We start from the raw sequence: 14,996 nt of genomic DNA, 5'->3' as shown, positions 1-14,996 counted from the left end.
CCGGTACCCGACCGGGTTGAGTCAGCAAAGCTCAACCTTGGAAGGGTCGATATGACTACAGCTCAGAACCTGCCGGTGCTGTTCCTCACCGATCCGATCGTGCTGCCGGGCATGGTCGTGCCCATCGAATTGGACGAATCCGCGCAGGCCGCCATCGACGCCGCGCAGGCCGGGAAGACCGGTGCCGTGCTCGTCGCGCCCCGGCTGGACGAGGGGTACGCCTCCTATGGTGTCGTCGCCTCGATCGAGCAGGTCGGGCGGATGCGCGGTGGTGCTCCCGCCGCCGTATTGAAGGCCGAGCGCAGGGCGCGGATCGGGCACGGTGTGACCGGGCCCGGCGCCGCCCTGTGGGTGGAGGCCGAACCGGTCGAGGAAGTGGCGCCCGACGAGCGGACCATCGAGCTGGCCGCCGAATACAAGAAGCTGGTCGTCGCGGTGCTGCAGCGGCGCGAGGCGTGGCAGATCATCGACATCGTCAACCAGCTCGACAAGCCCGACGCCATCGCCGACACCGCCGGCTACGCGCCGTACCTGTCCAACGAGCAGAAGCGCGAACTGCTCGAGACCCCGGACGTCGCCACCCGGCTGACCAAGCAGATCGAGTGGATCACCGACCACATCGCCGAGGTCGAGGTCACCGACAAGATCTCCGAGGACGTCCGCGAGGGCATGGAGAAGAGCCAGCGCGAGTTCCTGCTGCGCCAGCAGCTCAACGCCATCCGCAAGGAGCTCGGCGAGGACGAACCCGACGGCGCCGACGACTACCGCACCCGCGTGGAGAACGCGGACCTGCCCGAGAACGTGCGCGCCGAGGCGCTGCGCGAGGTCGGCAGGCTGGAGCGGGCCAGCGATCAGAGCCCGGAATCGGGCTGGATCCGCACCTGGCTCGACACCGTGCTCGATCTGCCGTGGACGGTGAAAACCGAGGACAGCACCGATGTCTCGGCCGCCCGCGCTGTGCTCGACGCCGATCACCACGGCCTGGACGAGGTGAAGGACCGCATGGTCGAGTACCTGGCGGTGCGTGCGCGCCGGGCCGCGCGTGGTCTGGAGGTCGTCGGTGGACGTGGTTCGGGCGCGGTGCTCGTGCTGGTCGGTCCGCCCGGTGTCGGCAAGACCTCCCTCGGTGAGTCGGTCGCGAAGGCGCTGGGCCGCAAGTTCGTTCGCGTCGCCCTCGGCGGCGTGCGCGACGAGGCCGAGATCCGTGGCCACCGGCGCACCTACGTGGGCGCGCTGCCCGGCCGGATCGTGCGCGCGGTGAAGGAGGCGGGGTCGATGAATCCCGTCGTCCTGCTGGACGAGATCGACAAGGTCGGCTCCGACTTCCGCGGTGATCCGGCGGCGGCCCTGCTCGAGGTCCTCGACCCCGCGCAGAACCACACCTTCCGCGATCACTACCTGGACCTGGACCTCGACCTGTCGAACGTCCTGTTCATCGCGACCGCCAACGTCATGGACACCATCCCCGGCCCTCTGCTGGACCGGATGGAGCTCATCACCGTCGACGGCTACACCGAGGCCGACAAGGTGGCCATCGCCCGCGACTTCCTGGTGCCCCGGCAGCTGGAACGCAACGCGCTGACCGCCGAGGAGGTCTCGATCACCGACGCGGCCCTGCGCGAGATCGCGGCGAACTACACCCGTGAGGCGGGCGTGCGCCAGATGGAGCGGCTGGTGGCGAAAGCCTTGCGCAAGGCGGCGACTCGCCTGGTCGCCGGTGACGCGGATGAGAACGCCGCGCTGGTGGACAACGGCTCGCTCGGCAAGGACGCCGTGCTCGGGTACGACCCGGACCTCGGCTACGACAACGTCATCGACATCGAGTCCGGTCCGCAGCCGGCCGGTCAGCTGACGAGTCTCGTGGTCGATGTCGGCAACCTGACCGACTACCTCGGCCGTCCCCGCTTCACCCCGGACTCGGTGGAACGCACCGCTGTCCCCGGTGTGGCGACCGGTCTGGCGGTCACCGGCGCCGGTGGCGACGTGCTCTACCTCGAGGCCAATGCCGCCGAGGGCGAGCGCTCGCTCACCCTGACCGGTCAGCTGGGCGATGTCATGAAGGAGTCCGCGCAGATCGCGCTGACCTACGTGCGCTCGCACCTCGAGGAGATCGGCATCGAGCCGAAGGTCCTGGACCGCAACATCCACATCCACTTCCCGGCGGGTGCGGTGCCCAAGGACGGACCGTCGGCGGGCGTCACCATGGTGACCGCCCTGGTGTCGCTGGCACTGGGCCGGCAGGTGCGCGGTGATGTCGGCATGACCGGCGAGGTCACGCTGAACGGCCGGGTGCTGCCGATCGGCGGCGTGAAGCAGAAGCTGCTCGCCGCCCAGCGCGCCGGCTTGAAGACCGTCTTCATCCCGGCCCGCAACGAACCGGACCTCGACGAGGTCCCGGCCGAGGTGCTGGCCGCCCTGGATGTCCGCCCCGTCGCCGACGTGGCCGAGATCCTGGCCTACGCCATCGAGCCGATCGCCGAACCGGCCGCCGACGGCAGCTTCGCCGTCAGCGCCTGACCCACACCCGAACGGGCCGTGCGCACAACCTGCGCACGGCCCGTTCGCCGCGTCTAGAGCAAGCCCAGCTTCAGCATCAATGCCCGGTCCAGGTCCCGCAACTCGCTGCCCTCCAGCGACCCCTTGAACTCGCCGAGTCGTTCGGGGGCGATGGTGAAGATCTGGTCGGTGAGAATCCTCGTCTTCGTGCCATCGAACTCGACTTCCGGTCGATAGACCGCAGGGCCCGCGCCGGTCGAGGTCATCGCCACGATCACGGTGCTCGACGGAAACCTGTCGGACTGGATGATCACGCAGTACCGATGGCCGCGTTGTTCGTGGCCGCGAGTGCCGGGGATCGCCTTGATCTCGTATATCGCGCCACGAAAGATCACTCGGCGACGCCCATGAACCGCTGGATCGCCAGCATCTCGGCGCGATCGTCCGGATCGTTCTCGAGCCGCTCGGCGTCCGCGGTGGCCTGTTCGAGCAGGAGTTCCTTGTAGGTTCGCAGCAACGCGTAGCGAACGGCTTCGGATCGCGAGCGGCCTTCGCTGGTGAGAATGTTCAGCGCCTTTTCCATCGCTTCGTCGGTTCGAACGTTCAGTGCTCCCATGTGTCCAGTGTAACGCAATTTGTATTACGTCGGTCTGATCGGTGCTATCGGCTGACGGTCGGTGGCGACGCGGGCGCCTCGTCGGGTGCCGGGGTGACGATGGCCAGCTGGTCGGTGACGTAGCTGTCCTGGTCGTCGGTGTCGTCGTCTTCGTCGTCGAACTCGGTGTCCTCGTCGGCGCCTGCCTCGGCGACGCGTTCGAGGTCCTTCTCGACCCGCCGCGTGGTGCCCTGGGCGACCGCGCACAGGATCGGCTCCTCGCCCTCGGTCTCGGCGTAGACGTCGCAGTGGGTGACGGCCTGGCGGCGGGTGGCGCCGAGCACGGTGGCGTGGACGCGCAGTCGTTCGCCGAGGGCGGGGCGCAGGTAGGTGATGGTGAAGCCGCCGGTGAGAACGTTGGGGCCGAGGACGGTGCCCGCGGCGAAGGTGAGTGCGTTGTCGGCCGCGTAGGCCAGCACGCCGCCGTGCACGAAACCGAACTGCTGCCCGTGCTCGGGCTGGATCTCGATTATCAGCGTGGCCGCGCCGTCCCCGAATTCCGTGAGTTCGGTGCCGACGAGTCGGGCGAACGGTTGCGCGGCGAGTACCTGGCGGGCCAGGTCGAGGTCGAGGGTGGTGGCTTCGGTCCGCATCGGGTGTTCCGTTCTTCGAGCTCGGTCGTGACATCGGTTGGCGCGCTACGGATATTGCCATCCGACGGCGGTGACGAGTACGCCAGTGCCGCACCGCGAGCTGCCCGGTTGCGCCGTTCGTCGGTACCGTGCGGTCATACTTCAACCGTGCCCCAGTGGCTGCTGCATGTCGATCTCGACCAGTTCCAGGCGGCGGTGGAATTCCGGCGTCGCCCTGAGCTGCGCGGACAGCCGGTCATCGTGGGCGGCGAAGGCGATCCGGCGCAGCCGCGCAAGGTCGTCACCTGCGCGTCCTATCCGGCCAGGGCCTTCGGCGTGCGTGCCGGCATGCCGCTGAAGATGGCGCAGCGCAAGTGCCCGGAGGGTGTGTTCCTGCCGGTGGACATGGCCGCCTACGAGGTGGCCTCCGACGAGATCATGGCGACCCTCGGCCGGGTCGCCGGCGCCGTCGAGGTGTGGGGCATGGACGAGGCGTTCGTCGCCACCGACGGCGATCCGTGGCAGCTGGCCGCCGAGATCCGTCGCGCTGTCGCCGAACTCGGCCTGACCTGCTCGGTCGGCATCGGCGACAACAAGCTCACCGCGAAACTGGCCACCGGTTTCGCCAAGTCGACCGGCAAGACCTCCGCCGAGCCCGAGCACGATCCGGGCGCCGCCGCCGGGGTGTTCGAACTGACCGCGGCGAACTGGGCCGAGCTGATGGGCCATCGCCCCACCGACGCGCTGTGGGGCGTCGGCGCCCGGATCGCCAAGCGCATGGCCGACCTGGACATCGTCACCGTCGCCGACCTGATGGCCGCCGACCGGCAGCGCCTGGCCGCCGAGTTCGGCCCGAACACCGGCCCCTACCTGTGGGTCCTCGGCCACGGCAAGGGCGACACCGAACTCTCGACCGCGCCGCGGATCCCGGTGGGCCGCAGCAAGTCCGAGACCTTCCCGCACGATCTCACCGAGCCGGACGAGATCCGCCGCGAGGTGGCGCGCCTGGCGACCGAGGTCGCCGAGGAGATGATCGAGCACCGGCGTATCAGCCTCCGCGTCGCGGTCACCGTCCGCACCAAAACCTTCTACACCCGCAGCAAGCAGCAGAAACTCCCCCAGCCGACCTCCGACATCACCACCATCGTTGACACCGCCCTGGCGATCATCGACCGCTTCGACCTCGACCGCCCGATCCGCCTCCTCGGCGTCCGCCTCGAACTCCTCCCTCCGTGACCGACACCTCGCGATGAACTATCTTCGGTGAGGACATCTGAATCTGGCTCGAACACCCGGAGAGGCGGGACTGTGTACTCCGCGATGGTGGCCCGTGAATCCGACGGTGGGATCGTGCTCGCTCGTGAGCAGGTCGGGGAGGATTTCCTCGGCGCGGGCGAGGTGACGATCAAGGTTCACTACTCGAGCGCCAACTACAAGGACCTCCTGGCGATCACCCCGCGCGGTGGCGTGGTGCGCAACTACCCGATCGTCCCCGGTATCGACCTCACCGGTGAGGTGGTCGCGTCCGAGACCGACGACTTCGCCCCCGGCGACCAGGTGATCGCGCACGGCTACGAGATCGGTGTCTCCCGCAACGGCGGTTTCGCCGAGTACGCGCGAATTCCCGCCGAATGGGTGGTGCGCCTGGATGGCCTGGACACCCGCGACGCCGCCACCATCGGCACCGCCGGCTTCACCGCGGCGATGAGTGTGCAGGCCCTGCTCGACCACGGCCTGACCCCCGACGACGGCGCGGTGCTCGTCACCGGTGCGACGGGCGGGGTCGGCACCGTCGCCATCGACATCCTGTCCGGCCTCGGCTTCGAGGTCATCGCCTCCACCGGCAAGACCGACGCGGCCGACCTGCTCGCCGAGCTCGGCGCCAACGAGGTCATCGGCCGCCTCCCGCTCGACCCGGACGCCAAGCCGCGCCCGCTCAACAAGGCGGTCTGGGCCGCCGCGGTCGACAGTGTCGGCGGCGCCTCGCTGGCCCACGTCCTGAGCGCCATCGGCTACGGCGGCGCCGTCGCGGCCAGCGGCCTCACCGGCGGCGCCGAATTGCCCGCCACCGTGCTGCCGTTCATCCTGCGCGGTGTCAGCCTGCTCGGCATCGATTCGGTCTTCCTGCCGATCGAGAAGCGCCGGGCGCTGTGGTCGGCGCTCGGCAAAGAGCTGCGCCCACAGCACCTCTCGGCGATCGAGTCGTTCGCCCCGATCACCGAGGTGAACCGGGTGCTGCAGTCGATCAAGGACGGCACCCATTCCGGCCGCACGGTGATCGGCGTGGCGGGCGAGTTCTGATCGACGTCCGCCGCGCGCCCGGTGCTGTTCATGCAACGGTCGACCAAAAATAGATTCGTAGACTTACTCCGTGGCCCGAGACCAACGTCGCCCGGTAGAAGCCGTCGACGACACCTCCCAGACCCGGCGGATCTACTACGACCTTCGGCGCAACATCATCACCGGGGTATACCGGGAAGGCGAGAAGTTACCGGAGGCCCGGGTCGCCGCCATGCTCGGCACCTCGCGGCTGCCGGTGCGTGAGGCGCTGGCCCTGCTCGAGTTCGACGGCATCGTCAGCGCGCTTCCCCGGCGCAGCGCCGTCGTGCGTTCCTGGGACCGCGCGGCCGTGGAGGAACTCTTCGACGTGCGGATCGGGCTGGAACCGCTGGGCGCCCGGCTCGCCGCCGCCCGCATCCGGCAGGGCCACGACAGTGCCCCGCTGCGGGCCGCGCTGCGAGAAGCCCAGGTGGCCAACGACTCCGGTGATCCGCTGCGGATCGCCGAGACCAACGCGAAGCTGCACGGCGCGATCGTCGAACTGTCCGGCAACAGCCTGCTCACCCAGCTCATGCGCACCATCCTGGCCCGGATGGCGTGGCTGTTCTTCCTCACCGCCGACCGTGCCACCGAGGAACAGCGCGACGAGCACCGCCATCTCATCGAGGCCATCTCCTCCGGCGACGAACGCCTGGCCGAGTACGCGATGCTCAGCCACACCGAGGCGGGCCGGACACCGACGCTGGCCATTGTCACCGCACTGCGGCACGCCGACCCCGCCTGAGGACGGGGCCGGCGTGCGCGCGGGTCAGGCCGCGGTGGTGACGGTGACCGGGTCGTCGGCGAACTGCGTGCGGTAGAGCTCGGCGTAGCGGCCGTCGGCATTGAGCAGGTCGGCGTGCGTGCCGCGCTCGACGATCCGGCCCTGCTCGAGCACCACGATCTGGTCGGCGGAGCGGATCGTGGAGAGCCGGTGCGCGATCACCAGGGCGGTCCGGCCCTGGAGGGCCTCGGTGAGTGCTTCCTGCACCGCCGCTTCGGAGGTGGAGTCCAGCGAGGCGGTGGCCTCGTCGAGGATCACCACGCGGGGCTGCTTGAGCAGCAGGCGCGCGATGGTCAGGCGCTGGCGTTCACCACCGGAGAGGCGGTAGCCGCGCTCGCCGACGACGGTGTCGAGGCCGTCGGTGAGCGAGTCGACCAGCTCGCCGAGCCGGGCCCGGCGCAGCGCGTCCCACAGTTCGTCCTCGCCGGCCTCCGGCCGCGCCAGCAGCAGGTTCGCGCGGATCGTGTCGTGGAACAGGTGGCCGTCCTGGGTGACCAGGCCGACCGTGCGCTGGATGGACTCGGTGGTCAGCTCGCGCACATCGGTGCCGTTGAGCCGGACCGCGCCGGAGTCGACGTCATAGAGGCGCGAAACCAGCTGGGCGATGGTCGATTTGCCCGCACCCGAGGAGCCGACCAGGGCGATCAGCTGGCCGGGCTCGGCCCGCAGCGACACCTCGTGCAGCACCTCGACGCCACCCCGGGTGTCCAGGGTCGCCACGTCCTCGAGCGAGGCCAGCGAGACCTTGTCGGCCGAGGGGTAGCCGAAGTTCACCGCGTCCAGCTCCACCGCCACCGGGCCGTCGGCGACCGGGACCGCGCCGGGCGCGTCCTCGATCAGCGGCTTCAGATCCAGCACCTCGAACACGCGCTCGAAGCTCACCAGCGCCGACATGATCTCCAGTCGCGCGCTGGCCAGCGCGGTGAGCGGGGTGTAGAGGCGGGTCAGCAGCAGCGACAGGGCGACGACCGAACCGGCGTCGAGGCTGCCCTGCAGCGCGTACCAGCCGCCGAGGCCGTAGACCAGGGCCAGCGCCAGCGCGGAGACCAGCGTGAGCGAGGTGACGAAGGTGGTCTGCAGCATCGCGGTGCGCACACCGATGTCGCGGACCCGGGTGGCACGCACCGCGAACTCCGCGGACTCCTGCCGCGGCCTGCCGAACAGCTTCACCAGGGTGGCGCCCGGCGCGGAGAAGCGCTCGGTCATCTGGGTGCTCATGGCGGCGTTGAGCTGCGCGGCCTCGCGCTGCATGGCAGCCAGGCGATTGCCCGCCCGGCGCGCGGGGATCACGAACACGGGCAGCAGCACGAGCGCGAGCAGGGTGATCTGCCAGGAGATGCTGAGCATGACCGCCAGCGTCAGCGCCAGCGTCACCAGGTTGGTGACCACGCCCGACAGCGTGTCGCTGAACGCGCGCTGCGCGCCGATGACATCGCTGTTGAGCCTGCTCACCAGCGCGCCGGTCCTGGTGCGGGTGAAGAACGCGACCGGCATCTTCTGCACGTGGTCGAACACGGCGGTGCGCAGGTCCAGGATCAGGCCCTCACCGATCCGGGCGGACAGCCACCGGATGACGATGCCGAGGCCGGCGTCGAGCACCGCCAGACCCGCGATGGCGAGCGCGAGGATGACGACCGTGCGCGCCGCCGAGCCGGCCACGATGTCGTTGACGACGCGACCGGCCAGCACCGGCGTCGCCACGCCGAGCACCGCGGCCACCACACTGAGCAGCAGGAACGCCGAGATCCGCCGCCAGTGCGCTTCGGCGAAACGCAGAATGCGCCGCGCGGTGGACAGGCTGAACGGCCGCTCCTCCTCGGGCGCGTTCATCCGCCGGTACATCTGGCTGTAGGCCACCGATTCGATACTCACTGCCGCACTCCTCTTCGCTCCCCGCCCATCGAACTCCTGCCCACCGACACTAAAACCTCAACAAAGGTTGACTGCAAATACTTTCCCAGCACCGTCCGTTCCGCCGACAGCGAACGCGGGGCGGACTCCTACAGCGCCCGGGCCGTGCGTCAGTGCTGATTAGGCTGGTCGGGTGGACGACACCCGGAGTGCGGAGCTGCTGGCCGAGGCCCTGCGCGGGCGGGTCGACGGCGCGGTCGACGCGTCGGTCCGACGCCGGGCCGAGTACTCCTCGGACGCCTCCAACTACCGCGTCCGGCCCACGCTGGTGGTGTTCCCGCGCCACGACGCCGATGTCGCCGCGACCCTCACCTTCGCCCGCGCGCACGGGTTGTCGGTGACCGCTCGTGGGGCGGGTACCTCGGTGGCGGGCAATGCCGTCGGTCCCGGGATCGTGCTCGATTTCAGCAGGCATCTGCGGGCTGTGCTCGCAGTCGATCCCGAGGCGCGCACGGCGCGGGTGCAGCCCGGTGTCGTGCTGTCCGACCTGCAACGACGGCTGCGGCCCGACGGTTTGCGGTTCGGGCCCGACCCGTCCACGCAGGACCGCTGCACGCTGGGCGGGATGATCGGCAACAACGCCTGCGGACCGCACGCGCTGGCCTGGGGTCGCACCTCCGATCGGGTGCGGTCGCTGCGCGTCGTCGACGGTACGGGCGCCGAACGGGTACTCGGCGCCGACCTCGGCGCGGTGCCCGGCCTGGCCGGGTTCACCACGACCAACCTCGCCGTGCTGCGCACCGAGCTGGGCCGATTCGATCGGCAGGCGTCCGGGTACGGCCTGGAACACCTGCTGCCGGAACGTGGTTCGTCGATCGCGAAGGCGTTCGTCGGCACCGAGGGCACCTGTGGGCTGTTGCTCGAGGCCGAGATCGACCTCACCCCGGTGCCCGCCGCCACCGTGCTGACGGTGCTCGGCTATCCCGATATCGCCACGGCGGCAGACGATATCGCCGCCGTCACCCGCTGCGGGCCGATCGCGGTGGAAGGCATCGATGCGGGGCTGGTCGACCGGGTCCGCGCCCATCGCGGCGCGGTGCCCGAGTTGCCGCGCGGGCGCGGGTGGCTGTTCGTCGAGACGCCGGGCGCGAGCGCCGACGAGGCCTTCGCGCTGGCCGAGCGGCTGTGCCGGGAAGCCGACGCCGACGACCACCGCATCGTCACGGATCCGGCTGTCGCGGCAGCACTCTGGCGGATCCGTGCCGACGGTGCCGGATTGGCCGGGCGCACCCCGGATGGCCGCCCCGCCTGGCCGGGCTGGGAGGACGCCGCCGTTCCGCCCGCTCAGCTCGGCGACTATCTGCGCGAATTCGCTTCGCTCACCGCGGAGTACGCGGTCGACGGGCTGCTGTACGGCCATATCGGCGACGGCTGCATCCACGTCCGCCTCGACTTCCCGATCGCCGACGCGCCCCGGCGCTTCCGGTCCTTCCTGTTCGACGCCGCCGAACTCGTAGTGCGCCACGGGGGTTCACTCTCGGGCGAACACGGCGACGGGCGCGCCCGATCCGAACTCCTCGCGGTGATGTACTCCCCCGCCGCCCGTGCCGCCTTCGCCGGGTTCAAGGCGCTGTTCGACCCCGACGACGTGCTCAACCCCGGCGTGCTCGTCGCCCCGGCGCCGGTGGACGCCGACCTGCGGGTGGCCGGGCTGCGGCCGCTGACCTCGGCGGGTGGGTTCGCGCTGGCGGCCGATGCCGGTGATCTATCCACAGCTGTGCACAGATGTGTAGGAATCGGCAAGTGCCGAGCCGACACTCGCGGCTCGGGCGGCTTCATGTGCCCGTCGTACCTGGCGACCTCGGACGAGAAGGACAGCACCAGGGGCCGCGCCCGCGTCCTCCAGGAGGTCGTCCGCGGCGAACTCGACTGGCGCGCACCGGCGGTCGAGGAATCGCTGGATCTGTGCCTGTCCTGCAAGGCCTGTGGATCGGATTGCCCGGCGGGCGTCGACATGGCCACCTACAAATCCGAAACCCTGTACCGCCGCTACCGAGGCCGCCGCCGCCCCCTCGACCACTACGTCCTCGGCTGGCTGCCCCGCTGGCTCGCTGTCGCCCAACACTTTCCGCGCTTGTCCAACGCCCTCGCCGCCCGCCCCCTGCTCCGGCGAGCTGCCATGCGCATGGTGGGCATCGATCCCCGCCGCGAGGCACCAGTCCTCGCGCCGACCCCGTTCCGCCGAATCTGGCAGGAAATCGGCGGCAACGACCGCACCGTACCCGCCACCACCGCCCTGTTACGCACCCCCCACCACCGCCTACTGCCGAACTCCCGCACCGACAACCGTGACCCAGCGATCACCAGCGATGCGCTGACGGCCGACGACGCGCCGCCGACCGGCGCACTCGAGGGCGTCGCGGCCTCGACCGAGTTCTCAGCGGTGAGCGAGCGCACGGTGATGCTGTGGGTGGATTCCTTCACCGACACCTTCGATCCGGCGAACGCGATCGCCGCGACGGTGTTGCTCGAAGAGCTCGGTTACCGGGTCCGTATCCCCATGGTCCGGGTCTGCTGTGGATTGACGTGGATAACCACCGGACAGCTCGACGGGGCCCGCGGCCGACTGCGGGCCACCCTGGACGCGCTGGCCGACCATGTGGCGGCGGGTGGACTGGTCGTCGGTCTCGAACCGTCATGCACCGCCGCGCTGCGCGCCGACCTGCCGGAACTCCTGGCCGATGATCCGCGTGCGGCCCAGGTCGCGGCAGCGGTTCGGACGCTGGCCGAGGTCCTGGTCGACCACCCCGAATGGCGGCCGCCACGGCGTCCCGGGGAGCGGGTCGTGGTGCAGCCGCACTGTCACCAGCACGCCGTCGGCGGCTTCGCCGCGGAGCGACGGTTGCTGGCCGCGATGGGGGTCACCGTCGAGGAGCTGGCCGGGTGCTGTGGGCTGGCCGGTAACTTCGGCATGCAGAAAGGGCACTACGAGGTGTCCGTCGCGGTCGCCGAGAGCGCTCTGCTCCCGGCCCTGCGCGCCGCCCCGGACGGGACGACGTTCCTGGCCGACGGCTTCTCCTGCCGAACGCAGGCAGAACAACTGGCGAACGTCCGAGGAGTGCCGTTGGCGAGGTTCGTCCTGGGCGACTGAGGTGTGCGGCTGCCGCGCTGTCGGACCTCAGCTACCGCCGGGCAGAGTGCCCGGTGCGATCTGGTACCCCGAGCTACCCGCCGACCCGCTGCCCCACGCCGCCAGCAGCCAGTTGATTGCGTTCGTGATCATCGGGTACCTCCTGCATCGATGGGATGCCGGCTGTTTGCCAACACGATCTACATCGCGGTGAACGTGGCGAATATTACGAACACGCATCGGCACGAGAGCGGGCGCGCACAATGGTCGGGTGCGCGATCAGACCCTCGACCCCGGCCTGACGACGGCCGGGCTGTCCAGGACCGTCCGGTCCAGCAGGCCGTTCGACGTCGGGCTCACCGTCGTTCCGCTGCGGCGCGGCGGCGGCGATCCGTGCCACCACGTCGACGCCGACGGCGCGCACTGGCACGCCTCCCGGATGCCGACCGGGGTGGTCACCTACCGGCTGGTCCAGGACGGCCGCGACGGCGCGCACGCGCGTGCCTGGGGACCCGGCGCCGAGGAATTCCTGGCCGGGCTGGACCGGATGCTGTGCCTGGAGGAAGACCTGGCCGGCTTCGCGCCCGAGCACCCCAAGCTGGTCGAAGCCCATCGCGTGGTGCCCGGCCTGCGGATGCTGCGGACCGGGCTGGTGTTCGAATCACTGGTGCCCGCGATCCTCGAGCAGAAGGTGCACACCAAGTCGTCGTTCGCGGCCTGGCGGAGCCTGGTCCGTGAGTTCGGCACGAAGGCGCCGGGGCCCGCGCCGGCCGGGCTGATGGTCGCGCCCGACGCCGAGACCTGGCGGCGCATCCCGTCCTGGAAGTACCACCGGGCCAATGTCGGTCCGCAGCGGGCGCAGACCATCGTGCGCGCGGCCAGGGTGGCCGACTCGATCGAGCGCACCGCGCAGCTGTCGCCCGCCGAGGCCGCGCGGCGGCTGCGCAGCCTGCCTGGCATCGGTGTCTGGACGGTTGCCGAGACCGCGCAGCGCGCCTTCGGCGACGCCGACGCCCTCTCGGTCGGCGACTATCACCTGGCCGCCACGGTCGGCTGGAGCTTGCTCGGCCATCCGATCGACGACGACGCGATGATCGAGTACCTGGAACCGCTACGGCCGCACCGCTATCGGGCGGTCCGCCTGCTCGCGCTGAGCGGGCAGGCGCACAAGCCGAAGTTCGGGCCACGCACGCCGATCACCGACCACCGGCACCGCTAGCGGATCGCGCGCTGTTCGAGCACGCAGTGCCCGGCGTCGACGAGGGTGGTGCGGGCCCGCCTGCGGACCCGGCACTCGTCGACCGTGCAGTCGAGGTGCAATTGCATTGCGGCATGGGCTTGTTCGGCGTCCATCGGGCCCGGATCGGTGCCGCAACCGAGTAGTGCAGCGGCAATATGCATGTTCACATCGCTCAATTGCATGTCTCCAGGAGAGCACGCAACCGTTCGGCTAACGGTCGGTACACGCCGATCCCGATATTTAGCGGCGAATTCCCAGCACGGCATCCAACGGGGAGTGCAGGATTCCCCATAGTGGACGAAATCCACCGTCATAGGCGGGGCTGTGGGCTGTGGCGGATTGCGAGCACAGAAGGAGTGGGGCTGTGGCAGCGAATGCATCGACCGGAGCGGGCGGACCGGCGGCAGGAGTCTCCTCGACCCTGCCGCGCCGTCAGCTCGGCCGCTATCTGCGCGATTGGCGGACCCAGGCGGGTCTCACCATCGCCGAGGCCGCCAAGTTGATGGAATGGGGCGCCAGTACGCTGCAGCGCCTGGAAAAGGGCCAGGCCGACCGCATCCGGACGATCGACATCCACGAACTGTGCCGGATCTACGGCATTCCGGACGATCTCGCCGAGGGCCTGACCGGACTCGCGCAGCAGGCGGCCGTCAAGAGCTGGTGGCACGCCTACGGCGATCTGATTCCCGAAAACTTCGATGTCTATGTGGGTTTGGAGGCTTCGGCACATCGGTTGCGGGCTTATCAGTCCGAATTGGTCCTCGGTTTGCTCCAAACGGCCGACTATGCGCGCGCGCTGAATCAGCTGGGCTATCCCAAGGATTCGGTCGACGAGCTCGATCGCCGGGTGGCTTTGCGGCTGCAACGGCAGGCGTTGATCACCCGCAAGCATTCGCCCGCCGAGATCGATGTGGTTCTGCACGAATCGGTATTGCATCGCATCGTCGGTGATGCAAAGGTGATGGCTGCGCAGTTGCGACATCTTGCCGACGCGAGCACCCGAAGCAATGTGACACTGCGTATCCTGCCGTTTGCCGCCGGTGTTCCACTCGGAGTCTCCACCGGACCTTTCACGGTTCTCGAGTTCGGCACCGACAGCAAGGGGCAACCGGTCGAACCACCGGTGGTGTACGCCGAAGGCTTCACCGGCGATCTCTACCTGGAACGACGCGCGGATGTCAGAAGGTACGACCGGGCTCACGAGTGCCTCCAGCGTCATGCGCTGGATATCCAACCGAGTAGACACCTGCTGCGGCAGGTCGCGAAGGAGTATGTGGCATGAGTTTCGATCTCGTCGACGCACACTGGTTCAAGAGCACGCGCAGCGGCGCGGGCAAGGACTGCGTCGAAGTGGCGTTCCTGTTCGGTGGTCGCGTCGGCGTGCGCGACAGCAAGAACCCGGCCGGCCCCGCGCTGGTCTTCGACGGCCCGAGCTGGGACGCCTTCACCCAGGGCATCGACAACGGCGCGTTCGCCTGCCCCCTTGGCGCGCGGTGAACAGCAAGCGCACCATCGACACCACCGGCGCGACCTGGCTGCGCGCCGGGACGGCGGGGGAGGGCAGCAGTGTCGAGGTCGCCATGCTGCCCGACGGGTACGTGGCCCTGCGGGACGGCAAGAATCCCGACGGTCCGGTGCTGATCTTCACCCCGAGCGAGTGGACCGCGTTCACCGCGGGCGTGCACGACGGCGAGTTCGATCGCCCTTGATCACGTTTGGATCAAGACGCGGCGGGTAGCCCAGGTATATGGACCGAGGGTTGAAGAAAATGCCACCCCGGTACCGGAGGCTGGCGCCTGAGGACGGGGTGGAGCGCCTGATCGTGATACTGCTGTTCGCGGTGTCGGCGATCGGGATCTATGTACTCACCGGATCGTTTCTCACGGCGCTGTTCATCGGATTACTGGTCGGATCAGTCGCGGTGGGGACTGTCGCCGTGTTGTAGGTGA

At 69.5% G+C, this 14,996-nt stretch carries 14 protein-coding genes and 1 pseudogene; 10 read left to right on the top strand and 5 right to left on the bottom strand.

Annotated elements, in window-relative coordinates; translation table 11 throughout:
- Positions 1-51: 51 nt before the first annotated feature.
- Positions 52-2,517 (top strand): endopeptidase La, encoded by a 2,466-nt coding sequence (lon, locus tag NV348_RS15250; RefSeq protein WP_447147543.1) that lies wholly within the window; start codon positions 52-54, stop codon positions 2,515-2,517.
- A gap of 53 nt (positions 2,518-2,570) precedes the next feature.
- On the opposite strand, the gene NV348_RS15245 is transcribed toward lon, so the two are convergent.
- The 3 genes and pseudogenes from NV348_RS15245 to NV348_RS15235 form a co-directional block, all read right to left on the bottom strand.
- A complete protein-coding gene (locus NV348_RS15245) occupies positions 2,571-2,891 on the bottom strand; it encodes a type II toxin-antitoxin system PemK/MazF family toxin (RefSeq protein WP_447147542.1) in 321 nt (106 codons plus the stop codon).
- On the bottom strand, positions 2,888-3,112 hold the full coding sequence (locus tag NV348_RS15240; protein ID WP_379239509.1) for a hypothetical protein: 225 nt from the start codon (positions 3,110-3,112) through the stop codon (positions 2,888-2,890). The genes NV348_RS15245 and NV348_RS15240 overlap by 4 nt, the downstream gene beginning before the upstream one ends.
- Positions 3,113-3,315: 203 nt before the next feature.
- Positions 3,316-3,744 (bottom strand): annotated as a pseudogene (locus NV348_RS15235) (PaaI family thioesterase); the annotation flags it as partial.
- A 147-nt stretch (positions 3,745-3,891) separates the two neighbouring features.
- Here NV348_RS15235 and NV348_RS15230 point away from each other — a divergent pair.
- From NV348_RS15230 to NV348_RS15220, 3 genes are all read left to right on the top strand, one after another.
- Positions 3,892-4,959 (top strand): DNA polymerase IV, encoded by a 1,068-nt coding sequence (locus NV348_RS15230; protein ID WP_447147541.1) that lies wholly within the window; start codon positions 3,892-3,894, stop codon positions 4,957-4,959.
- 84 nt (positions 4,960-5,043) lie between these two features.
- The gene (locus tag NV348_RS15225) at positions 5,044-6,024 is read left to right on the top strand and encodes an acrylyl-CoA reductase family protein (RefSeq protein WP_447151049.1); all 981 of its coding nucleotides are present in this window, start codon (positions 5,044-5,046) and stop codon (positions 6,022-6,024) included.
- A 70-nt stretch (positions 6,025-6,094) separates the two neighbouring features.
- Positions 6,095-6,787 carry a GntR family transcriptional regulator gene (locus NV348_RS15220; RefSeq protein WP_447147540.1) on the top strand — a complete coding sequence of 231 codons (693 nt, stop codon included), beginning with the start codon at positions 6,095-6,097 and terminating at the stop codon, positions 6,785-6,787.
- 24 nt (positions 6,788-6,811) lie between these two features.
- Here the strand turns inward: NV348_RS15220 and NV348_RS15215 are convergent, their stop codons facing one another.
- Entirely contained in the window at positions 6,812-8,698 is a 1,887-nt protein-coding gene (locus NV348_RS15215) for an ABC transporter ATP-binding protein (RefSeq protein ID WP_447147539.1), read from the bottom strand.
- A gap of 172 nt (positions 8,699-8,870) precedes the next feature.
- On the opposite strand from NV348_RS15215, the gene NV348_RS15210 reads away from it, so the two are divergent.
- Together NV348_RS15210 and NV348_RS15205 are read left to right on the top strand one after the other, a co-directional pair.
- A complete protein-coding gene (locus tag NV348_RS15210; protein ID WP_447147538.1) occupies positions 8,871-11,828 on the top strand; it encodes an FAD-binding and (Fe-S)-binding domain-containing protein in 2,958 nt (985 codons plus the stop codon).
- 250 nt (positions 11,829-12,078) lie between these two features.
- The gene (locus NV348_RS15205; RefSeq protein ID WP_447147537.1) at positions 12,079-13,026 is read left to right on the top strand and encodes a DNA-3-methyladenine glycosylase family protein; all 948 of its coding nucleotides are present in this window, start codon (positions 12,079-12,081) and stop codon (positions 13,024-13,026) included.
- Here NV348_RS15205 and NV348_RS15200 read toward each other — a convergent pair.
- Entirely contained in the window at positions 13,023-13,208 is a 186-nt protein-coding gene (locus NV348_RS15200) for a hypothetical protein (RefSeq protein WP_447151048.1), read from the bottom strand. The genes NV348_RS15205 and NV348_RS15200 overlap by 4 nt on opposite strands.
- Positions 13,209-13,411: 203 nt before the next feature.
- Between NV348_RS15200 and NV348_RS15195 the strand changes: the two genes are divergently transcribed.
- The 4 genes from NV348_RS15195 to NV348_RS15180 all read left to right on the top strand — a co-directional run bounded on the left by NV348_RS15195 (position 13,412) and on the right by NV348_RS15180 (position 14,992).
- Positions 13,412-14,329 carry a helix-turn-helix domain-containing protein gene (locus NV348_RS15195; protein WP_355275202.1) on the top strand — a complete coding sequence of 306 codons (918 nt, stop codon included), beginning with the start codon at positions 13,412-13,414 and terminating at the stop codon, positions 14,327-14,329.
- The gene (locus NV348_RS15190; RefSeq protein ID WP_447147536.1) at positions 14,326-14,544 is read left to right on the top strand and encodes a DUF397 domain-containing protein; all 219 of its coding nucleotides are present in this window, start codon (positions 14,326-14,328) and stop codon (positions 14,542-14,544) included. Before NV348_RS15195 ends, NV348_RS15190 begins: the two co-directional genes overlap by 4 nt.
- Positions 14,541-14,756 carry a DUF397 domain-containing protein gene (locus NV348_RS15185; protein WP_218718372.1) on the top strand — a complete coding sequence of 72 codons (216 nt, stop codon included), beginning with the start codon at positions 14,541-14,543 and terminating at the stop codon, positions 14,754-14,756. The genes NV348_RS15190 and NV348_RS15185 overlap by 4 nt, the downstream gene beginning before the upstream one ends.
- 98 nt (positions 14,757-14,854) lie before the next feature.
- Positions 14,855-14,992, top strand: coding sequence for a hypothetical protein (locus NV348_RS15180; RefSeq protein WP_447147535.1), 138 nt, complete (start codon positions 14,855-14,857; stop codon positions 14,990-14,992).
- Positions 14,993-14,996 lie beyond the last annotated feature (4 nt).

Source organism: Nocardia fodinahabitans, assembly GCF_052983615.1.
Note: the sequence above shows the minus strand (reverse complement) of the source record. Positions and strands in the feature narration are given on the sequence as shown.